Here is a 22,433-nt window from a genome sequence, read left to right on the forward strand (position 1 = left end):
TTTCCACGATACGATCGCAGCCATCGCAACAGCACGCGGCGAAGCCGGCATCGGCATCGTCCGAGTGAGTGGGGACCTTGCCCTACCGATTGCTGCTGAATTGTTCCGATCACCGCGCGGTGTGTCTCCTACAGAATTGTCAACGCATACACTCACTTATGGACATGTTATAGATACGAACGCGTCCGATGAGGTCATCGACGAAGTGTTACTCGGTGTCATGCACGCACCGAACACATATACCGGTGAAGACAGCGTCGAATTTAACTGCCACGGCGGAATCGTGACGCTCACGGCAGTGTTGGACCTGGTGGTGAAGAGCGGGGCACGAGTCGCTGAACCCGGTGAATTTACAAAACGTGCTTTCCTCAATGGAAGACTGGATTTAGCACAAGCGGAAGCCGTCGCCGAACTTATCGCCTCAAAAACGGATCTCAGCCGAAAGATCGCTATAGACGCACTCGCTGGAAAACTCTCTGATACTGTAAATTCTCTCAGCGACCAACTCGCTGACTTGCTCGCAGAAATTGAAGCTTCCATCGACTTCCCCGAGGAAGATTTGGATTTCATGAAGGTGGAAACGCAACTTGGAGCGGCGCGTGCTGTTCAAAACGACTTAACGGCACTGCTCAACACCGCCGACGATGGTAGAATTATCACCGAAGGAGTCAATGTCGCTATACTCGGGAAACCGAACGTCGGGAAATCAAGTCTGCTCAATGCGCTCGTTGGTGCGACACGCGCAATCGTTACAGATATACCCGGCACAACACGCGATACAATTGAGGAAACGATTAATGTCAACGGCATCCCCTTGAAACTTATTGATACTGCTGGGATTCGACAGACAGATGATATTGTAGAGCAACAAGGTGTTGAGCGAAGCAAAGCGGTGATTGACAGGGCGGAGTTATTACTGTTGATGTTTGATGCTTCGCAACCGCTGAACGCCGCAGATCTGGAACTCTTGCAAACAGCGCAATCAGCCAAGGCAATTCTTATTCTCAACAAGGTGGATCTACGAGTTGTGACACCGCCAACGACATTGCTTGTGCACTGTCCTAAAAAACGGATTGTCGAGACAGCGATTCCTGATGGCAAAGGGCTTGATGCCCTAAAGTCTACAATCTCTGAGGAATTGCTTGGAGGTGAATTAGTCGTCGGTGAATCGCCGATTGTAACAAACGCTCGCCACCAGGAAGCGCTCCGACGCGCGAACGAGGGACTCAATTATGCGATAGAGAGTCTCGAAAATGGTATGCCTCCTGATCTTGTCGCTGTCGATCTGCGGATCGGTTTGGATGGTCTCGGAGACATCGTCGGTAAGACGACAACTGAAGATATTTTGGATAGAATCTTCTCTCAGTTCTGCGTCGGAAAGTAAACAAAATTAGAACTTTTATCGTAATTAGGTGTGTCTATTTCCTACGGACGAGCAGAAAGTATTGATTCTGGATACAACATCACAAAGGAGAGGATCATGTTAGGAGCAAAACAACAGTGGTGTCCTCGCTGCAAAAGGCACGTTCAAACTGAACAGAAGCAATCCTACATTGGCAGGCAGAAAGAGCTCGTCAGAATAATTATTACCTGTTTCAAGTGTCGAACAACGCTGACGAGCAAAACAACCAGCGCAGCTGCACTTGAGCAAAGCGAAGAAGAGACCCCAACGCAACAGTAGCGCAAACACCTTATAGGACTTACGCACTTCCCCGGCAGGGTCATTCAGTTCTCGGTTTTTTGTCCAAAGAAACCCCCTAAATCCCCCTTATCAGGGGACTTTCGACCTTCCTTGCGGAAAACTAAATAGCCCTGGCTTCCCCGGTAGGTGCGGTTTCCTAACCGCACCGATTGCGCTATAATAGACTGAATTCTTTGATTTTGCGTAAGTCCTGCCTCATTTATCATACTCTTCATTTTCAAAACTCCAGTCTTTAGGCTGGAGATGTAGAAAATGTCAAAATTAAGTTGACTGAAATTTGTTTGTGTGATACGATTTAAGTGCATTGCTGGTAGAGAATTCCATCTGCTCTGCACAGGGCAGTCTCTACCACCAACCGAATGGAATCGGGTAGCTAAAGATACCGTATTCAGAACAATTGGAACAATTAAATGTTTCCTCAGCATCTGTATGGGGTGAGTGTTTAAGCTTAAAAACTCTTGGGACTATGCTCATGGTTACAGGACGGGTGGCAGGCTTGACTATGAGTGCGAGTTGTGGATGGATAAGCGGTTGAGTAAATCACAACCTCTGCATTCACAGAGTATACAACATGTGCGTTGGCGGTTTTTCAAGAATCGTAAAGCATTCCGTGAACTTCGTAAAAACGGTGATAAAAGAGCAAAACCACCATATAGAGATAAAGCGTTCCAGACTACAACTTGGAAAAAACAAGCTATTAGATTTAGAAACGATCTTTTTGGTAAAAAGTTAAGTCTCTCTAATGGTAGAGGTAACAAGCCTTTAGTGGTTAGTCTTCCAAAAGAGTTTGATATAAAATACGCTGAATCACATATAGCACTTGTTGAGTTGGTTTACGATAAGGGTCAGTATTGCCTACATTTTAATCGGAAGGTATTGCAGGAGTTGATATAGGCGAGATACATCCTATAGTGAGTCATGATGGTGTGATTACTAACATCTTTAATGGGCGGTATATTAGAAGTCTATACCGGTTGAGGAATAAGGTGATCGCGTCATTTGGCAAGAAAATAGATAGGTGTGAACGTCATTCTCAACGCTGGTGGCATCTGGTGAAACGCAAATGGAAACGCATCAAAAAGATTGATAACCAGATAATGGACGGCTTACACAAACACACTACAAAGTTTGTAAAGTTGTGTGAATCGCGTAGTATTGGCACCATTGTGCTTGGCGATTTAACTGGCGTTCGTGAAAATATCAACTATGGCAAGCGTGCGAATCAAAAGTTACACCAGTGGGCATTTGGTAAAATCACACAACTCATCACCTACAAAGCCAGGACTTTAGGTATCAAAGTGGAAGTGATTGATGAGTCTTACACTTCGCAGACTTGTCCGCATTGTGGCAATAGAAAGAAGCCTACGAATCGTAACTACACCTGTAAATGTGGTTTTACATATCATCGCGATGGTGTAGGCGCAATCAATATAAGACAAAAGTATCTTGGATACTTAGGTGTCCCAGTAGCGGCGACTATGGCATCGCCCGTCGGTATTCGCTTAGAAGTCCGATGTTGCTCCGCTTGAGCGGAGAATGTTCCCACGAGGAACAAAAGGAATCTCCAGTCTTTAGACTGGAGAGGGTTCAATAACGAAAAAAGGAGAAAATTAATGTTTAATACTGTTTGTCGCCGCATATCGCTCGGCGTCCTACTCCTGATGGTCGGCACAGTCCCCGCACTCATCGCGAGCGAGGAAATTAAATGGGAAAAAACGCTTGAGGACAGCATAACAAAAGCCGCTGAGACCGGCAAACCGATGATGATGGACTTCTATACCGATTGGTGAGGGTTCTGTAAGCGGCTGGATGCCGAAACGTTTACGGATGCACAGATTATCGAACTCTCTGAAAAGTTTGTTTCCGTCAAAGTGAATCCTGAAGATAAGAATTATCCGCTCAATGAAGAGACGCGGAATCGGTACGGTGTCGCTGCTTATCCAGCAGTCCTGTTTGTCAGTTCCGATGGGGGTCTCATCCAAAAGGCTTCAGGATTTCTCACACCGGAACAGTTTTCACCGATTATGCAGGATGCTTTGGCAAAAGAGGAAGTCTTTTCAAAGAAACTCGACGAACTCAAGAAGAAGCCAGACGATGCCAAACTCAACGCGCAAGTCGCGCTCACCTATCTCGAACGGAACCAGCTTGATAAAGGGGTCTCGTTCAGTGAGAAAGCGTTTGCGCATGATCCGAAAAATCGCACGAAGCTCATCCCCGACCTGCATAACCAATTGGGACTCGCTTACGGCGCGCTCGTTGAAGCGGCTATGCTTGCAAATACCGAAGAAGCCGAGACCCACTTTGAAAAGGCTGTCTCCCACTTCAAAACCGTCATAGACACGTACCCGAAAAGCAAGGCACATGAACCCGCTCAATACTACCTCGGCGTGACATACGCCATCAAAGGGAACTTTGAAGATGCGATTGCCGTGCTTGAGAAGTTATCCCGCCATGCCAAGGACGAGAACATAAGGCAGAACGCCGAGGTGATGCTGGAACGGGTCAAAGATTTGGCGAGTTCCAACTAACAATAGGACTTACGCACTTCCCCGGTAGGTTCGGTTTCTAACCGTACCTACACCACCATCAACTCAGAGATCTCATCTGGCGTTAGAAGTCGATACTGTCCAGATGGCAGGTTTCCTAACCGCAAATTACCAATTCGGACCCGCTTCAAACGGATTACCGGATGCCCCATGGCTTTAAACATTAAACGGACCTGCCGTTTCTTTCCCTCGTGAATCACGACCTCAAATTTCGCTGTCTCACCATCTTTGCTGACTCTTAAACGCTTGACTTTCGCCGGTGCCGTTCGTCCACTCGGAATCGTAACGCCCTGACGCAACCGTTGAACAGCGTCGTCCCTCGGTACACCCTTCACCCACACAAGATAAGTTTTCTCTACTTCATGGCTCGGATGTAGCAACCGATATGCAAAGTCTCCATCGTTTGTGAAGAGAAGGAGCCCCTCGGTTTCCAAGTCCAAGCGTCCAACAGGATAGATGGTATCGGGTAGATCCGCGACAAGTTCCATGACAGTAGGGCGCCCGCGTTCATCGCGGCGCGTCGTTAGACAGCCTGTGGGTTTATTCAGCATCAGATAGGTATGTTCTGCTAACGGTTCAACCTGTTTCCCTTCAAATTCGACAGTATCGATTCCAACTTCAATCGGGTGTCCCGGCACCAAAACAGGTTCGCCGTTGACAGTGACGAAACCGGCGTGGATGCTCTTTTTCACCGACCGCCGCGAGGCGATGCCTGAGGTAGCAATATACTTTTCAAGTCGCATCATTTTTCTATGTCCCAACCCTTTTCCGTTGCAATTTGCCGCAACTTTCGGTCCGGGTTGACAGCAACTGGATGTCCAAACAATTCCAGCTTGTAGGCATCTGTGTGATGATTTCCGTATGCGTAGGAACCACTCAGGTCAAATTCGTGTTCAGTTGCGATGTGTTGGGCAAGTTTCGCTTTGTTTTCTGCAAAAGGGTGAAGCCCGATACGTTGTCCCGTGAACTTTCCATCGACCACTTCCAATTCGTGAGCGACCATCATATCGGTTTGAAAATGCTCATGAAACGACTCAACGAGGAACGACAACGAACCTGACATAAGAATAACTGTTCGCCCTTCGGCACGATGAGCATGGATCAATTCGGAAATGTGAGGCGCGATGCTCGCACGCAGCCTCTCGACAAAACAGCGGCGTGCAATCTCATGGATGTGGTTTTCTTCTAAACCGCGGAGATAGATTTTGTTAGATTTCGCCACGGGTAAGGACTTAACCCTCAAAAAATTGGATGTCCATGCAAGTAAGTTCGGTAGGGGAATCTCACCGTGGTTCAGCAGATACGTCAGAAAGACCTGCTCTGAGGAGAGGCGGATGAGCGTGCCATCTAAGTCGAAGATAGCGCATGTTTTAGATGCTGTCATGTCGTCTGTTGCCCTAATGCGCGTCGATAGGCTTTAACAGCGGCTTCCATCCCGATATAGAGCGCATCCGCCATGAGATGGTGTCCGATGGAGACTTCAAGGAGTCCCGGTAATTTCTGCATCAAAGGTAGGTTTTCAAGATTCAGATCGTGCCCAGCGTTGACACCCAGCCCTAAATCCACTGCTTTTACTGCCGCATTTTCAAGCAACGCGAACTCGTGTTCGATCTCTGTTTTTGTTTCTGCCATTGCATAAGGTGCGGTATAAAGTTCGATTCGATCCGCCCCGATGTCACGTGTCCTTGCTATCTGTTGCGCATCGGTTCCACTAAATAGACTCACACGGATATCCGCATTTTTCAACGCTTTGATGATCGGTTTCAACGTATCTCCATCTTTGCGGATATCCCAGACGGTGTGGCTTGTTATTTCACCTGCGACAACCGGAACGAGCGTGCATTGTGTCGGTTTTATGCGTAGCACCATATTAATGAGGTCGGGTCTCGGGTCGCCTTCAATATTGTATTCAATGTTGGATGGCTCTTGCGTATTGATTTCTTTTAACCGTTCAGCGATGTTCTGTACATCTGCAGGGGTGATATGGCGCTGATCCTCGCGCGGATGCACAGTAATACCTTGCGCACCAGCGGCGACGCAGGTATCAACAGCGGTGAGAATATCCGGAATATCACCACCTCGAGAGTTTCGTAATGTTGCGATTTTATTTACATTCACACTTAATGCTATCATTTTTTCTCCATCAGCCTTTTACGGAAAAATCCCCAGTTGCATATAGGATTTCGCAATTTTATGGATGGCATTGATAAATGCCGCCGTCCGATAGTCCATGTCGTTTTCGTTGGTTTTGTGTTGCATACGGGTTTCACGTATCTCCTGATAGGCATTTATCATTGTGTCCTGAAGTCCAGAGTTCACCAAATCTTCCTCATCGGCGCCATGTATTAACGCACGTTCATCGTCTGAAAATGTATAGCCTGTTGCCTTTTCAACAGCACGGCGCATCGCGTGTTGGCTTTGGTCCTCAAACCGTTTACCGAGCCGCCCGAATTGGACATGCGACAAATTCCGAAGCCACTCGAAGTAAGAGACTGTGACACCACCGGCGTTGAGAAAAGTGTCCGGTATAATTAGAATCCCCCGTTTTTGGAAAATTTCATCAGCAGCGGGTGTTGTGGGTCCATTTGCAGCTTCGGCGATAATAGCGGCTTTGATTCGGGGTGCGTTTTCTACTGTGAGTTGATTTTCAAGCGCAGCCGGAATGAGAATATCACACGCTAATTCCAAACCATCGCTCGGATTCTCAATGCGTTCAGCACTCGGATACCCGCGAATTGATCCGGTTTCCGCACGATGCATGGCGACTTGTTCGACATCAAATCCCCGTGGGTCATAGATACCACCATTCCGCTCAATAATTCCGATGACGCGTGCATCCGCCTCCATCAGAAACTTAGCCGCATGGTAACCGACATTACCAAACCCTTGGACAATGACGCTTTTTCCGTGTAAACCGGGGGATAGCCCAAGCGGTTTCATATCCTCCGCGAAACTGCATGCCTCTTCTAAACCGAAGACGACACCGCGTCCAGTAGCACCTTTCCGCCCATGAATCCCGTTTTGTTCGATCGGTTTGCCTGTTACACACGCAATAGCATTAAGTTTGTCAGGTGCCATTGTGATATACGTATCCAGAATCCATGTCATTTCGGTTTCGCTGGTCCCGAAATCAGGTGCCGGGACGTCTATCCCGGGTCCAATGTAGTTTTTCTGGATGAGTTCATAAGTATACCGGCGAGTAATGCGTTCCAATTCGCTTTCGGAATATTCGCGTCTATCCAGTTGAATGCCACCCTTAGCACCCCCGAACGGCACGTCAACAATCGCGCACTTGTAGGTCATCAACGCCGCAAGTGCCATTATCTCGTCTTCGTTGACGAGCGTGCTGTATCGGATGCCACCTTTCGTTGGGAGGATGTGATGGCTATGCTCTGCTCGCCAGCCGTGGATGGTTTGAATAGTCCGGTCGTCCCGTTTTATTGGAAACGTGAAATGGCAGGAGCTATTACATATCTTTATCTGCTCTAAAAGCCCACGCGGATAGTCAGTGAATCGGGCAGCCTTGTCAAAATCCTGATTCACTTTCTGGAAAAACGAGAAACTTTCGGTTTCCATAATGCTCAACCTGAATGTAGTAACGGGCGAGGCACAGAGGCCTCGCCCTTTTATCCTACCGTTGCCGGATGAACTTTTGAAGACGTGCATCCGCTTGAACTTCGCCGACATAGATATCGCCGTGCGAATCCAACCAGATACCGTGTGGACATGCCATAAATTCACCGGGGACGCTACTGCCGCGTTCACTACCCCATCGAGACACAACCTCGCCATCCAGCGTCATAATTGTAATACGTTGATCCAGCTCAGCGATATAGACGAGTTCGTCCTCGCCAATATAGATTGTGTCTGGATGTGCCAGATCTCCCCATTCTTCAATGTACTCACCATCAAGGGTAAAGAACTGGATACGATTGTTTTCTCTATCGGCGACCATGAGTCTATTGCGTGGGTCAACTCTCACACAATGCGGGAGATCGAACTCACTCGGACCTGTGCCGGGTTGTCCCCACGATTTAATTAGTTCACCATTAGGTGAGTATTTGTGGACGCGGGCGTTGCCGTAACCGTCGGTGATATACATTTCACCATCGGGTCCGATTGCCAAATCCGTCGGCTTATTGAAGGGTTCGCCTTCCGCGCCGGGGACATCTGGTGTGCCGAGCGTCATCAGGAGCTCGCCGTCCGTAGTGAACTTCCGCATAACGTGCGTGTCACGTTCCGTGCAATAGATATTATCGTCGGCATCAATGAAAATCCCGTGAGCGTCCTTGAGAATGTCATCGCCCCATGAATCAAGGAAGTTGCCATCCCGATCGAAGATGACCATCGGATGTTCGCTGCGACTGTAAACATAGATGCGGTCCTGTGAATCGACAGCAACAGCCGGAACCCAACCAAATTCCCAACCCTCTGGAAGTGTCCACCAATTCTCTTGCACAGTATATTGATGTGTGCCTTGTCCAAAAACCATAGATTTTCTCCCTACTCCAAAATGAATTGACATCTATTTTAGCAAGTTCATCGCGATTTCTCAAGGATTTTAATTGTTCCTTGCGGTTCGGTGAGCCGTATTGGGTGAATAACGTTCATTTGACAAGAATCTCATTGAAAAGCGCACGGGTCGTCTCTGTCCATTTTCCGTAATCCTGTAAAAACGCTTCTGCAGCGGGTTTATCATTATCTCCCGTGTATCCGAGACGGCGTGCTAACTGTCCGAGTTCCGCACGATTTTTAGGAAGGGCATCCAATGCTCGGTCATGGACAATCCGTAAGGCATTTTCAACACGCCTCAGGAATTGATACGCCTCCGTTAATCCATCGCGCTGTCCCTCTGTCAGCACTCCAATTTTGTGCAATCTTTCAATCGCGAGGGGTGTGTTTTGCACACGCACAGAAGTTTCTCCACCGCCGTGTACCAATTGAAGCGTTTGAACAACAAATTCTATATCCACAAGTCCGCCGTATCCTGACTTGACGTTAACTACGGATGTCTGGGCTTTGCCGCCCCTTCTCCGCCGGGTGGAGGTCCTTCGAGTTGCTTGTGCTTCTTTTCGTTGGCGCGTATGCACAATCTCGGCGATTTCCTCAGAGGTCAGGGCATCCGCATAACAGAAGGCGTGGGCGATTTCCAAAAATCGGTTTCCGAGGTGTTCTATGTCTCCCGCGACGACACGTGCACGTGTCAACGCCTGACGTTCCCATACCTCTGCGGTGTTATCGTAATAGTTCTGGTATCCTGCCAACGGCAGCGCAATCGCACCGCCTTTCCCGTGCGGACGGAGCCGCAGATCTACCTCATAGATACTCACACCGTTTCCAGCAAGTCGGTTTACTAACTCCAAACCGATCGCTGAGAAGTATTCCACATTCGGCATACCTTTTGTCGTCTCACCCTCTGCTGAATAGACGTACATAACGTCTAAGTCTGAGCTGAAGTTCAATTCACGTCCGCCAAATTTACCCATCGCAATGATCGCGAACGTTACCGGTGTTCCATCGGAAGCGAGTGGCGTGCCGTGTGCCTCGCAGAGTTCCGCCTCAATTTCTGGATAAATCGCCTGTAAGGTGGCTTCAGCTAAATCGGAGAGTTCTTGCGTTGTATCCGGTAATGTCGCATTCCCGAGAATGTTCCGCAATGCGATACGCCAAATCTCGTCATTCTTATACCGCCGCAGCAGAGGCAGCATTCTGCCTTCAGATGCCTGCGCCACCACCTCCAACGCCTCCGTTTGTTTCTCAGCAAGCGTCTTGGAGCGTTCTATCAGCGTCGGGACCGTCAGTAAATCAAAGAGTTCAGGACTCGCGATGAGCATGTCTGCGAGATATAAACTTGAGCCACAGACACGAGTCAGGGCTTCAAGTGTTGAAGGTTTTTCAGCGAACATCGTGTAGTAGCTGCTTCGCGCACCCACTTTATCTGTAAATGCCGAGAGGTAACGAAGTGCCATGTCCGGATTCGGGGCGTCACGCAGAACGTTTAGGAGCGTCGGCGCGAGTTTAAAGAAGGTGCGCCGCACATTTGGTGAGAATTGAATACCATCCCCGCCGTTTGCGAGTTGCCTTAAGAGACGCTGTGCATTTCGGACGTTTTCAAAGCGGAACGTGCTCAAGAAATTTTCTAATTGTTGCGGATCCTCTTCGGAGAGTAGGATGGCGATGTCAAGTCCATCTTCGGACTGGATCGAAGTCGCAGTGATCTTCTTAAAAATGGTGCGCACCTGTTCGGTGTGAGCGTGGTAGTCTTCTCGAAACACTTCCAAGGCATCCGTTTCTGTCGTGTGCTGATACCCCAGACGCCGGGCGAGTTCCCGTTCCTCCGTTTCTTTCTCTGGAATGAGGTAACGCTGCTGATCCGCCTCAATTTGGATGCAGTTCTCAACAGTGCGTAAAAACCTGTAGGCCGCCATAAGCGCGTCCGCATCCTCCGCGCTGAGGAGTGTGCTCTCTTTTAACGCCGCAAGCACTTCTAAGGTATTGTGCGAACACAATGATTTTCGCTTGGCACCGTGAATCATCTGAAGACACTGAACGGTGAATTCAATATCACGAATAGCACCCGGACCGAGTTTTACGTGTTTCTCAAGATTCGCACCCTCATTGACGAGTCGCTCCTCTATTCTCGCTTTAGTGCGTCGGATGTCTGCCTTAATCTCGGTAAGCGTTACGCCATCTAAGTAACGTTGATAGACAAACGGCTGAATCATGCGAATGAACTCGTCGCCAAAAGCCATATCACCAGCGACAGGACGCGCTTTAATTAAAGCTTGACGTTCCCACAGGTCGCCCCACCCTTCATAGTAACTTTCGTAACTCTCCATCGAACGTATGATAACACCTGCGCTACTTTCCGGGCGCAAGCGGATGTCAACACGAAACACATAACCCTCTGGGGTTATCTCACTCATCGCCTTGATGATAAATTCACAGAAGCGTGAGAAGTACTCGCTGTTATCATTTCCCATATCGGTCCGCGCATCATCTGAATACACGAAGATAAGGTCAATGTCGGAGCTGAAATTGAGTTCATAGCCACCTAATTTTCCCATCCCGATGATAGCGAAACGACACGGCGCGGTGCCTTCTTCATTGAGGGGTGTCCCGAACTTCGGTTTCATAATCTGGTCACGCCCGATCTCGTAGCCGTGTTGCAGTGCGGCTTCAGCCAAATTGCTTAACTCTAACGTCGTTGTTTCGACATCTGCCACCTTCAGCAGATCGCGCAGTCCGATACGGAGCGTTTCCCGTCGTTTATATCGACGCAAGATACGGAGTTTCTGTTCTACCGAAGCGAACCGTGAGATAGATTGTTCAAGCTCCTGATACATTACCTCGGAAGTCTTCTGTGTCTCCATCACATTCGGGTCAATGATGTCATAGAAATATTCAGGCGTGCGAATTAGAATCTCAGACAAATAGGTGGACGCACCGAAAGTTAAGATGACAGGACGTATGAAATGCGGGGCATCTCGCAGCAGATCATAGAGCGATTTGCGATTAAACGAGGCCTCTGCAAAGCGCGAAAAACGATTTAAAGCGGCTTCAGGGTTGGGTGAGTCTATAGAGGCTTTCAACAAGGGGATGACGAGGTCCGCAAAGCATGCTTGGATGTCTGCGTCGTCAGTGGTGAGTTCTTGGAGACTTCGGAGTATAGATTCGCTATCTACGCTACTGGCTCTATCGGCAGCATTGGATAAAATCCGAGGAATTTCTTCTCTCTGACGTTGTGGGAGCGACAAATCTATATGGTTCATCATTTTCTCCTCCTATGCCACGCTACGATTAATCTTATTTTAGCACATTTTTTGCCCGCATTGCAACCCAATTCTCCAAACATTAGGGCATTCAGTTCTCCTGTAGGAGGGAATTCCGATTCCCGACAATATTCGCTATCGGCGAAGAGGCGATCGGCAATCAGTAAAGAGGTTTTCGTTTAATGACACCCTCTTGCTGACCGCCGATTGCTGATTGCTGACTGCCGATAGTTGACTACTACCTAAAATCCTGCTTGCTATTAACACCTGTCTATGCTACTATTATGCCAGACAATTCGTTTTGTATTTCAAAGGAGACACACCTATGTTTAAACTCGGCGTTATTAACGACGAAGTTTCGCAAGACTTCGCCACCGTTGTCAATTTTGTAAAAGAATTCAACCTACACTCCATCGAAATTCGCTCTGTCTGGGACAAACTCCCGCACGAACTCACCGACACCGACATCGACGAGATGAAACGCTTGCTTGACGGCACGGACATCGAAATTATTGGGGTCGCATCTCCGTTCTTTAAATGCGATATGGACAATACCGCAGAACGCAAAGAACATCTCGATATACTCAAAGGGTCCATCCAGACCGCAAAGGCGTTTGATGCCAATCTCATCCGCACTTTCGTTTTCTGGGACACCGGTGAAACCGAGGAGCGATGGGATGAAATTATCGCCTCCTACGATGAGCCGCGCAAAATGATAGACGGTGAAGGGATCGTCCTTGGCATGGAAAACGAATCCACCACCTCGCTCCGAACCGCTAAACTCACGGCGAAATTTATTGAGCAGATTGATGCTCCAAATATCCGCGGTATCTGGGATCCTGCGAATGAAGCACACGCAAAGGGGGGCGAAACCCCGTATCCCGATGCCTACAACCGCATGAAATCGACAATGATCCACGCACACCTCAAAGACGCGGGTCCGAACCCCGATACCGGTGAAATCGAATCCGTTCCCGTTGGCGATGGTATCATTGACTGGCAAGGGCAGCTGCAAGCCCTCATCGACGACGGCTACGAAGGGCATCTTACCCTTGAAACGCATTGGCGACCTTCACTTAAAATTGATGAAGCCATCCTCAACCGTCCAGCAGGGCACGCATTCTCTGAAGCCGGTGAGGAAGCCTCACGCATCTGTATCGAAAACTTACTGGCGATGATTGAGAACTTGAAGCAATAGGCGAAATCTAATGAGAATTAAAACAGTTCGCACAGCTCTTTACGACATCCCACCTGAAGTTGAACGCGTTGATGCCATTCAAACTTTCGTCTCTATGGAATTTCCCTTCATCGAGATTGAAGACGCAGATGGCGTTGTAGGCACCGGATTCTCTTACACTATCGGTAAGGGCGGGGAAGCGATTAAGCAGACGATGGATGCTTACCTCACGCCTATTCTCCTTGAAGAGGATGCTTCCAACATCGACAGGATTTGGAATCGGATGTGGATGGAGACACACTGGGTTGGCAGAGGTGGTATCGTCGGTTTAGGTATGGCAGCGGTAGACATCGCCCTCTGGGATCTCATGGCAAAGCGTGCAGGAGTGCCGCTCTACCAACTCCTCGGTGGGGCAAGATCCGCTGTCCCCGTTTACAATACAGATGGTGGCTGGCTACACCTTTCCGAGGAGGAACTCGTTAAGCAATCCGTGGAATTTGTAGAGCAAGGCTTCAAAGGTATCAAGATTAAGGTCGGGCGAGACAGTCTCTATGAAGATGTCGCACGCATCTTCGCTGTCAGAAAGGCAATCGGTCAGGAACCCTATCTCATGATTGATGCCAACATGAAGTGGAACGCCCGCGAAGCCATTCAACTCGCGTGTCGTGTCGAGGAAGCAGACCTTTTCTGGTTTGAGGAACCGATCGAGGCAGACGATGTGGCCAGTCATGTGACACTCCGCGAGAAAACCACTATCCCGATCGCTGTTGGTGAGACGATTTATAATAAATACGTCTTTAAGGAATACATCGCACAAGGTGCGGCGGATATCCTACAAGCTGACGCTGTTCGCGTCGGTGGTATCTCTGAATGGATGAAAGTTGCACATATGGCGGAATGCTTCGGTCTTTCCGTCTCACCTCACTTTTTAATGGATTTGCACGTTCATCTCTCTGCTGCTGTGCCGCATTCGCTTTTTGTTGAATATATCCCTTCGCTTGACCCGGTTCTTGATGATACCTTGACACTCAGGAACGGACATTTTTCACCGCCTGATCGTCCGGGACACGGCATTCTGTTCAATAAAGAGAAACTCGCACCTTATCAAATATTTTAATGTTACCTTGCGGATTTTTAATGTTACCTTGCGGAGTAATGGAGTGAGTTTCCTATTTAACGTGCTTTTCTCCTATCCGCCCTCCACTCCGTTACGGGCTTACGGTTTGGCTTTACCTTTAATTCTGCGCCCGAAGATAGCAGCCTGCAACACCGGCGCAGGCAGATATGAGTAGAACCCGTTGAGAAACCGATCACCTAATTTAACGCTTTGCGAATAATTAAAATATGATTAGAATTTATCAATTCTTAGCCGAAGACAGTAGCCTGCAACACCGGCGCAGGCGGATATAAGTAGAACCCGTTGAAAAACCAATCACCTAATTTAACGCTTTGCGAATAATTAAAAATATGAAACTTGAAAACCGTATCGCTATTATTACAGGCGGCGGGCGCGGGATCGGTCGTTCGACTGCCTTGGCGTTTGCCAAAGAAGGCGCAGACATTGTGCTCGCTGCACGGACAGATACTGAGATAACCGCTGTCGCCGAAGAGGTGACGCAGCTCGGCAGACAGGCACTCGCCATCAAAACCGATATCCAACTGAAAACGGATGTTGATGCCATGGTTGCCCAAACGCTTGACACCTTCGGTAAGGTGGACATCCTTGTCAATAACGCAGGTATCGCAATCCACAACCCAATTCCGAAGATCCGAGAAGAAGATTGGGACCTGACAATGGCAGTCAATCTCAAGGGCGTGTTCCTCGGCACACAAGCCGTTTTCAGCCACATGTGTGAGCAGAAATACGGACACATTGTCAATGTCTCCTCGGTCTCCGGTAAATTTGGACACGTCAACGGCGGTGCGTATTGCGCCTCTAAATTCGCTGTTGTCGGTTTCACCGAGACAACGAACAACGAAGGGAGGTCACACGGTGTAAAAGCATCGGTTGTCTGTCCGGGTCCTGTGGATACCAAGATGCGCCGCGATAACCATCCGGACGATGTGATTGAGCATCTTACACTTCCAGAAGATGTCGCGGATCTCATCCTATTTCTGGTGACACAGCCCCCTCGCGCGCACACGCTTGAAACCGTCATCCGAACGCCCTTGATGTGAATTTTTGAGTTTTTGCCTCCCGCTCAAATCCGGTGCGGTTAGGTGAAAGACCCTACCCGGATTATGGACAGAAATGCTTATTGACTCGCACGCACACATCCAACTCTCCCAATTTAATCGTGATCGTGACGCAGTGCTAAAACGCGCTCATGAAGCCTCAGTCTCCCATATTCTTGTCATAGGGTTTGACATGGAAACCAGCCTCGGTGCTGTGGAGTTGGCGGAGCAACACACGCGTATCTATGCCACCGTTGGGATGCATCCGCATGACGCAAAGGATCTGACCCCCGATGCCCTAAAGACTTTTCACGAACTCGCCGCACATCCGAAGGTAATCGCACTCGGCGAAATGGGATTAGACTATTACCGCAACCTATCGCCGCGTCCCGTGCAAAAAGAGGCGTTTGAAAAACAGTTAGACCTTGCCGAAGAATTACAGATGCCGATTGTCATCCACAATCGCGATGCCTATATGGACATCCTCCCTATTTTAGAAGCACGCCAGGGAAGAATCCGAGGCGTGTTGCACTGCTTTACCGGCGATGTCGAATTAATGCACAGAAGTCTCGCTATCGGTTTTCACATCGGTATCGGAGGGATTGTAACGTATCCGAATGCCAAAGATGTCCAAGCAGTCGCACAAGAAGTGCCATCAGATAAACTGCTCATAGAAACCGATTGCCCGTGGCTGACCCCGCAATTTCGACGCGGAAAGCGGAACGAACCTGCTTATGTCCATGCCGTAGCAGAAAAGATTGCAGAGTTTCGCGGCACCTCTATAGAAACAATCGGCGAAACAACGACAAAGAATTTCCAAAAACTCTTTAGATGTTAGCGCGAAACTATAGTTTTCGCTTCTGGGAAAATTACCATGAAACGAAATAACTGGTTATTGATTGCAAAGCACAAATTACGCAAACAGATTCCTACCCTTTGCGTATTCCTTTGTTGTCTTCCACTGACGACGCTTCTCGGTTGTGGTGCCATAAGTGCGGTAAAGGCTCCCTTTGAAATGGCAGGATTCATGAAGGGTATGGTGACACAACTTAAGGAGCGGGAGGCGTTCTTGATAGAATCTGCGGAAAAACCTTTAACGGAAAGCCAGGGAGAACTCTTAACGCAACTTCTTGAAGAAAAGGCTGGTTTGGATACGGTTTTGTCGAGTCAACCGTATTTGACTTATCTGGAAGAGCAGATCGGCGCGGCTCATAAAGATTATCCGACCTATCTTGCCGCTGTTCCCACCACCGAACAGAAATTGACCCTCCTATTTACGTTTAAAGAGATTCTGCCGCCAGAGGCAACAGATGAGCAAATCCAAATCTCTATGAACTTCTATTTCCAATTCTGTGAACTGATCGTGAACGAACCGGACGTTGCCTACGAATCAGAGGAGATCGAGACATTCATAAAGATACACCTGATTGATCCGTTAATGGATACGTATCCATCAAAAATGTCTACTTCCGATGCGCTTAAAGTAATGAAGATGGGTGCGGTGCCGACTGGCATGGCTGCATTGGATACAGAAGTACTTCGTAAAGTCTGGGTTAAGCATCTGGAAGTTTACGGTTCTCGGGAAGGGTTGCTACGCTGTGCTATCTCGACTCCGGACGAATTTGCCCTCATCCGATCGTTTTTTGAGGAGGCCGCCGCCCTTGAAACATGGATTCGGCTTCCACCCAAACAGGAGTGATTCCTGACCTATGAAGCGTCTAAATCTCCGCATGTACGCGATGGTGCTTGCCCTCGTCTGTGTTTGGGTGATTTTCACATTGCTGACTGGCGGCACCTTTCTTAGTACTCGAAACCTATCCAACCTCTCTCGCCAAGCCGCGGTCACAGCCATTCTCGCTGTTGGCATGACTTTAGTCATCGTTTCTGCGAATATTGATCTTTCTGTCGGTTACGGGGCTGGATTGCTCGGTGCCATTGCTGCGATTATACACGTTTGGTGGGGGCAACCGATCCTCTTGACACTCATCGCCGTCATTTGCATCGGGATTCTGATGGGGTTGATGCAGGGTTACCTCGTGGCGTATCAGCGAATCCCAGCGTTTATCGTCACATTAGGCGGATTTTTGGCGTATCGCGGTTTGATGTTAGCCTTCACCAGAGGCGAGACCATCCTACTTCCGGACAATTGGCTCAAAGCGATCGGGAACGCCTATCTCTCATCAACACTTGGGTGGGGACTCATGATCGTTGGATTGGGTATCAACGGATACCGCTTTTACCGACAGCGAACCGCCCAACTACAGTACGGTACTGAGCAAACATCCTTAAGAGTTCTTCTATTGAAGGTAGTCGGAACATCCGCACTCATCGTAGCGTTTATCTCCGTAATGAATACTCACAAGGGGATTCCCTTTCCAGTCTGCATACTATTCGGTTTAGCCTTCGTATTCCACTTTATCGCCAACCACACCCGTTTTGGACGTTATGTATATGCAGTCGGTGGAAACGCCGAAGCGGCATACCTCTCCGGAATTAACGTCCGCGGGATTACGTTGCGGGTGTTTGCAACGATGGGTGCGTTAATGGCGATCGCTGGGGTGGTTATGACAGCACGTGTCGGGAGTGCCAGTCCAGAAGCGGGACGGTTGCTGGAATTGGATGCCATCGCTGCGTGTGTTATCGGGGGTGCCAGTTTAATGGGTGGACGCGGGAGCATCTTCGGTGCAATTTTAGGCGCGTTCGTCATGGAAAGCCTCAATAACGGGATGAGCATGGCGAACATGGATGCCTCGTGGCAAGACATAATTAAAGGGATTGTGCTTGTCGCAGCCGTGGGATTCGATATGGCATCCCGGCGACGGTAAAAAGTTCCACAACCAGCATCATCCACAAAATTTCGCTATCCACAGAAAAATTTTTAAACCTTTTCCCCAAAAATTCCCCTCTTTATAACTAAATCTAATTGGGAATTTATCTATGCAATACGATTCATCAACGTACACAGACCTGACAGATGGTGAGCTCATCCAACTCGTGCAAGATGGAGATGAGGAGGCGTTTGCCCAACTCGCAGCACGTCACAGTCCGAGAATTTGGCAACTCGTTGTTTTGAATTCCCGTCAGATCCGCGATGCTGAAGAGATTTTCCAAGACATTTGGATAGCCGTCTGGGAAAACATCAGCGGTTTACGCGAAGTCAGCAGTTTCGGTGCTTGGCTCCGGAAGATAGCCTACACCACCTGTCGAAGGTACTACACTGCCAGCTCGCACACAAGGGGTGAGATCCTGCAGAGCGCAGAGCAACTCGCTGAAACGATTGATCGAGATGTGCTTGCCCGGTTTCGAGAAATGGAACTTCGCGCCGCTGTAACCGAAGCAGTACACGACCTACCAGAGCGGGTTCGGGCGATCGCGGTGCTCTACTACTTAGAGATGTGGACGATGAAAGAAATTGCGACCGAGTTGGGTTTGGCGGTTGGCACCGTCAAGACAAGACTCAGCCAAATCCGGGCACGCCTGCGCGAGGAATTTGGCGTTGAAGAAGTTAAGAGGGGAAGAACTATGGCACATGAAACAGAAGTATCCAAACCGACACGTGACAAACCTAAAGTTTTTGGTGTCGGCGACGCAGGTGGCAATGTTGTCAAACAGATGATTGCCTCCGATTTCAAAGGCGTTGAATTTTACGCTGTTAATACAGATGTGGCGGCACTCCGCACATGCGGTGAAGCGACACAGGTGCAAATTGGTGCTGAAACTACGCAAGGACTTGGTGCGGATGCAAAACCTGAAATCGGCAGAGCGGCAGCTGAAGAAAATTTAGAATCGCTCAACGCCATTGTCGCGGACGCTCGCATGGTTTTCGTTACTGCAGGCATGGGGGGTGGAACAGGGACAGGTGCCGCTCCGCTGATCGCATCCGTCGCCCGAGATCACGGTGCTTTAACGATAGGTGTTGTGACGCTTCCACTTGATTCCGAGGGACAACGCCGCGCCGAATACGCACAACTGGGACTCCATGAACTCCGAGAGAACACCGATGCAGTTATCGTAGTCCCGAATCAGCGGCTTCTTGATACTGTGGACACAGAACCCTCGACGCGTGAAACGTTCCGCATGAGCGATGAAACCGTGTTACTCGGCATTAAAAGCGTCGCCGCTATTATTGTCGAGTCAGGGGGGGTTAACGTTGATTTCGCCGATATAGAGAGCATTATGAAGGACGCTGGCACGGTGTTGATGGGCATAGGGCAAGCATCCGGTGAAAACAGGGCAAGCATCGCAATGGAAACCGCCATCACTTCACCGCTGCTGGACGGGAAAAGCATCGGGAACGCAACTGGGCTGATTGTTAATATTAGTGCCCCGCAGGACTTTATGATGAATGAATTGGATACGGCGATGAAGGTGCTCCAAGACGAAGCATTCGACGCACAGATTATCTTTGGACTGGTCTACAAGGACGACGATCCTGAACCTGAAGGCACGGTTGATGTTACACTCCTTGCAGCTGGGGTTGAGCCACAAAGCGAATCTGCTGTTGCACCGTCCACCCAGCAGCGTGGAGGCTCTCCTGGAGGCGGCACTCGCGTCTCATCTACAACTGCGTCCGAATTTGTTCATCTGCACAACCACAGTGAGTATAGCATGCTCGATGGTGCCTGCCGTATTCCAGATATGGTGGATTGGGCGGTTGAGAATAGTGTCCCTGCTGTCGCACTCACCGATCACGGAAACATGTTCGGCGCATGGGAGTTGTACAGCAAGGCGACAGAGGCGGGAGTCAACCCTATCATCGGTTGTGAGGTGTATGTCGCACACGGTAGTCGGAAGACACTTGGACAAGAACACGGGGATCCCTATCACCTCACGCTGCTGGCAGAGGATGCAACCGGCTACCGAAATCTTTTGGAATTGGTATCCCTCGGATACACAGAGGGCTTCAATCGCAAACCACGCATCGACATGGAAATCTTACGCGAACACCGCGACGGAATTGTCGCGCTAACGGGATGTATTCAAGGACAGGTGCCACAACTCCTTTGCGCGAATCGGCGAGACGAGGCGATCCAGAACTTCAAAACGTTGATGGAGATAATGGGGAAAGGTAATCTCTATGTCGAGCTGCAAAACCACTACATCGACGAGGAGATTAAAGCGTATCCAGTGATGACACAGTTGGCAAACGAGTTCAATCTCCCTATCGTCGGCACAAACGATTGCCATTACCTCCGCAAATCGGATCACGGGATGCACGACATTCGCCTCTGTATCCAGACGCAGAAAACTGTCAACGACCGGCAGCGGCTCCGCTATGATAACCACTTCTACTTCAAAAGTGTTGAGGAGATGCGAGAGGCACTGAAGGATTACCCGCCAGAGGCTATCAGCAATACACTTGCAATTGCGAGTCGGTGCAACCTCGAACTCGACTATCAACAGAATCTGATGCCCAAATACGAGGTCCCCGAAGGGCATACACACGACAGTTATCTGAAGAAATTGTGCTATCAGGGCTTACGTGAAAGGTACGGTCAACTCTCCGAACCCATCCGACAACGCGTCGATTACGAACTGGATATCATCAGACAAGGGAACCACGCCAACTATTTTCTGATTGTGGCGGATTATGTCAACTACGCCCACAAACAAGGGTATCCACTTTCCGCTCGTGGTTCTGCCGCCGGGAGTCTGGTGTTATACGCACTCGGTGTGATTAGTTTTAATCCAATGGATCACGGGTGTCTGTTTGAACGATTTTTGAACCTTGAACGTCTCAGTGTTCCAGATATTGATATAGATTTCGCTGATCGTGCACGAGAACATGTAATTGCGTATCTCGCGAAGAAATACGGAGTGGATTCCGTCAGTAAAGTCGCTACCTTTACCACTTTGGGTGCGAAAACCGCTATCAAGGATGTCGGTCTGAAAAGTTGACAGAACTCATTCCGTCTCTTCCGTATATCACGCTTGATGAAGCCTTGGAACAGGTCCCCGAATTTCAGGCACTTGCTGAACTCCCCGAAAATAGAGAATTGATTGAGATTAGCAGATCGGTGGAAGGTATGAAACGGCACGTCTCCTGCCATACCTCCGCAATTGTCGTCTCAGATGGTCGGTTGACAAATTACGTCCCACTCTTCAAGGATAGACATGACCAAGTCGCGACACAGTTTGAAGGGAAAACCGTCGAAGATGTCGGTATCGTCAAATTTGATTCCCTCGGTTTACGGAGCCTCAGCGAGACGCATGACTGTCTTCAGATGATTGAGGCAAACCATGGTGTCAAGATTACACTCGAAAAGATTCCTTTTGACGATAGGAAAACCTATTCTTTGGTTAGCAACGGACACATCGCTGGTTTATTCCAGTTGGAGACCTCTCCCGGTATGCTTCAGGTTGTCACGGAACTCAAACCCGACAACTTTGAGGAGTTTTCTACAATTATTGCCCTTTATCGTCCGGGGCCGATAGAGAATGGCGATATGCAGCGGTACATGGACCGGAAAAATGGGCTGCAGCCCGTGGAATATATACACCCCGCACTTGAGAGCATACTCAAAAGCACCTACGGTGTCTGCCTTTATCAGGAACAGGTAATGCAAATTGCTCACGACATAGCTGGCTTCACGCTCGCTGAAGGGGACATACTCCGCCACGCAATAAGCAGAAAAATGGGCGGGGAAAACGAGGGGTTGCTCGCGGCACAGCGCGAAAAATTCGTTGAGGGGGCAGTAAAAAAAGGTTTTGATAAGGAAGAGACTGAAAAGGTATTCGAGTCGCTTGAACCTTCTGCACGTTGTGCCTTTAACAAGTCGCATGCAGTTGCTTACTCGATGTTAGCGTATCGCATGGCATACCTGAAAACGCACTATCCACACGAATTTATGGCGGCGGTGATGACCGGCGAGGCAGACGATTCAGCAAAAATTGCCTACTATCGAGAGGCGTGTGAAAAACTCTCTGACTTCTTAGATGTGGAAATCAATCCGCCTCCGCTTGCCGCAAATGAGTCTTGACTTCTATAAGCAATATTAGGTTTTGAGGAAGGGCGGAAGCATAGGAAGATTGGAAGAATCACTATGTTCGTTATCTTCCAA

The 22,433-nt window shown here is 49.0% G+C and carries 20 protein-coding genes; 14 read left to right on the forward strand and 6 right to left on the reverse strand.

What is annotated here, in order from left to right; translation table 11 throughout:
- The 6 genes from mnmE to J4G07_14245 form a co-directional block, all read left to right on the forward strand.
- On the forward strand, positions 1 to 1,384 hold a 1,384-nt coding region (mnmE, locus tag J4G07_14220), incomplete at its 5' end, for a tRNA uridine-5-carboxymethylaminomethyl(34) synthesis GTPase MnmE (GenBank protein ID MCE2415151.1).
- A gap of 96 nt (positions 1,385 to 1,480) precedes the next feature.
- Positions 1,481 to 1,681, forward strand: a complete 201-nt coding sequence (locus tag J4G07_14225) for a hypothetical protein (GenBank protein MCE2415152.1) — start codon at positions 1,481 to 1,483, stop codon at positions 1,679 to 1,681.
- Positions 1,682 to 2,233: 552 nt separating this feature from the next.
- Positions 2,234 to 2,596: a hypothetical protein gene (locus J4G07_14230; protein ID MCE2415153.1), complete on the forward strand. Its 363-nt coding sequence runs from the start codon at positions 2,234 to 2,236 to the stop codon at positions 2,594 to 2,596.
- A gap of 158 nt (positions 2,597 to 2,754) precedes the next feature.
- A complete protein-coding gene (locus tag J4G07_14235; GenBank protein MCE2415154.1) occupies positions 2,755 to 3,231 on the forward strand; it encodes a transposase in 477 nt (158 codons plus the stop codon).
- An 84-nt stretch (positions 3,232 to 3,315) separates the two neighbouring features.
- Positions 3,316 to 3,492, forward strand: a complete 177-nt coding sequence (locus tag J4G07_14240; protein ID MCE2415155.1) for a hypothetical protein — start codon at positions 3,316 to 3,318, stop codon at positions 3,490 to 3,492.
- Between the two features lie 81 nt (positions 3,493 to 3,573).
- On the forward strand, positions 3,574 to 4,230 hold the full coding sequence (locus J4G07_14245; GenBank protein ID MCE2415156.1) for a tetratricopeptide repeat protein: 657 nt from the start codon (positions 3,574 to 3,576) through the stop codon (positions 4,228 to 4,230).
- A gap of 47 nt (positions 4,231 to 4,277) precedes the next feature.
- Here J4G07_14245 and J4G07_14250 read toward each other — a convergent pair whose 3' ends face one another.
- The 6 genes from J4G07_14250 to J4G07_14275 form a co-directional block, all read right to left on the reverse strand.
- Positions 4,278 to 4,994: an rRNA pseudouridine synthase gene (locus J4G07_14250; protein MCE2415157.1), complete on the reverse strand. Its 717-nt coding sequence runs from the start codon at positions 4,992 to 4,994 to the stop codon at positions 4,278 to 4,280.
- Positions 4,991 to 5,632: an HAD-IB family hydrolase gene (locus J4G07_14255; GenBank protein ID MCE2415158.1), complete on the reverse strand. Its 642-nt coding sequence runs from the start codon at positions 5,630 to 5,632 to the stop codon at positions 4,991 to 4,993. Before J4G07_14255 ends, J4G07_14250 begins: the two co-directional genes overlap by 4 nt.
- Positions 5,629 to 6,381: a pyridoxine 5'-phosphate synthase gene (locus J4G07_14260; GenBank protein ID MCE2415159.1), complete on the reverse strand. Its 753-nt coding sequence runs from the start codon at positions 6,379 to 6,381 to the stop codon at positions 5,629 to 5,631. Before J4G07_14260 ends, J4G07_14255 begins: the two co-directional genes overlap by 4 nt.
- 18 nt (positions 6,382 to 6,399) lie before the next feature.
- Positions 6,400 to 7,824 (reverse strand): Glu/Leu/Phe/Val dehydrogenase, encoded by a 1,425-nt coding sequence (locus J4G07_14265; protein MCE2415160.1) that lies wholly within the window; start codon positions 7,822 to 7,824, stop codon positions 6,400 to 6,402.
- A gap of 55 nt (positions 7,825 to 7,879) precedes the next feature.
- On the reverse strand, positions 7,880 to 8,740 hold the full coding sequence (locus tag J4G07_14270; GenBank protein ID MCE2415161.1) for a hypothetical protein: 861 nt from the start codon (positions 8,738 to 8,740) through the stop codon (positions 7,880 to 7,882).
- A 115-nt stretch (positions 8,741 to 8,855) separates the two neighbouring features.
- On the reverse strand, positions 8,856 to 12,023 hold the full coding sequence (locus J4G07_14275; GenBank protein MCE2415162.1) for a hypothetical protein: 3,168 nt from the start codon (positions 12,021 to 12,023) through the stop codon (positions 8,856 to 8,858).
- A 322-nt stretch (positions 12,024 to 12,345) separates the two neighbouring features.
- Between J4G07_14275 and J4G07_14280 the strand changes: the two genes are divergently transcribed.
- The 8 genes from J4G07_14280 to J4G07_14315 all read left to right on the forward strand — a co-directional run bounded on the left by J4G07_14280 (position 12,346) and on the right by J4G07_14315 (position 22,352).
- On the forward strand, positions 12,346 to 13,218 hold the full coding sequence (locus J4G07_14280) for a sugar phosphate isomerase/epimerase (GenBank protein MCE2415163.1): 873 nt from the start codon (positions 12,346 to 12,348) through the stop codon (positions 13,216 to 13,218).
- 10 nt (positions 13,219 to 13,228) lie between these two features.
- Entirely contained in the window at positions 13,229 to 14,314 is a 1,086-nt protein-coding gene (locus J4G07_14285) for a mandelate racemase/muconate lactonizing enzyme family protein (GenBank protein MCE2415164.1), read from the forward strand.
- A gap of 350 nt (positions 14,315 to 14,664) precedes the next feature.
- Positions 14,665 to 15,375, forward strand: coding sequence for an SDR family oxidoreductase (locus J4G07_14290; GenBank protein MCE2415165.1), 711 nt, complete (start codon positions 14,665 to 14,667; stop codon positions 15,373 to 15,375).
- A gap of 73 nt (positions 15,376 to 15,448) precedes the next feature.
- Entirely contained in the window at positions 15,449 to 16,210 is a 762-nt protein-coding gene (locus J4G07_14295; GenBank protein ID MCE2415166.1) for a TatD family hydrolase, read from the forward strand.
- 36 nt (positions 16,211 to 16,246) lie between these two features.
- The gene (locus J4G07_14300) at positions 16,247 to 17,071 is read left to right on the forward strand and encodes a hypothetical protein (protein MCE2415167.1); all 825 of its coding nucleotides are present in this window, start codon (positions 16,247 to 16,249) and stop codon (positions 17,069 to 17,071) included.
- A 10-nt stretch (positions 17,072 to 17,081) separates the two neighbouring features.
- On the forward strand, positions 17,082 to 18,197 hold the full coding sequence (locus J4G07_14305) for a sugar ABC transporter permease (protein MCE2415168.1): 1,116 nt from the start codon (positions 17,082 to 17,084) through the stop codon (positions 18,195 to 18,197).
- A gap of 112 nt (positions 18,198 to 18,309) precedes the next feature.
- Positions 18,310 to 21,270, forward strand: coding sequence for a cell division protein FtsZ (gene ftsZ, locus J4G07_14310; GenBank protein MCE2415169.1), 2,961 nt, complete (start codon positions 18,310 to 18,312; stop codon positions 21,268 to 21,270).
- Entirely contained in the window at positions 21,267 to 22,352 is a 1,086-nt protein-coding gene (locus J4G07_14315) for a hypothetical protein (protein ID MCE2415170.1), read from the forward strand. The genes ftsZ and J4G07_14315 overlap by 4 nt, the downstream gene beginning before the upstream one ends.
- The last annotated feature ends 81 nt before the right edge of the window (positions 22,353 to 22,433 follow it).

This window comes from Candidatus Poribacteria bacterium (assembly GCA_021295715.1).
In the GTDB taxonomy this organism is placed as follows: domain Bacteria; phylum Poribacteria; class WGA-4E; order WGA-4E; family WGA-3G; genus WGA-3G.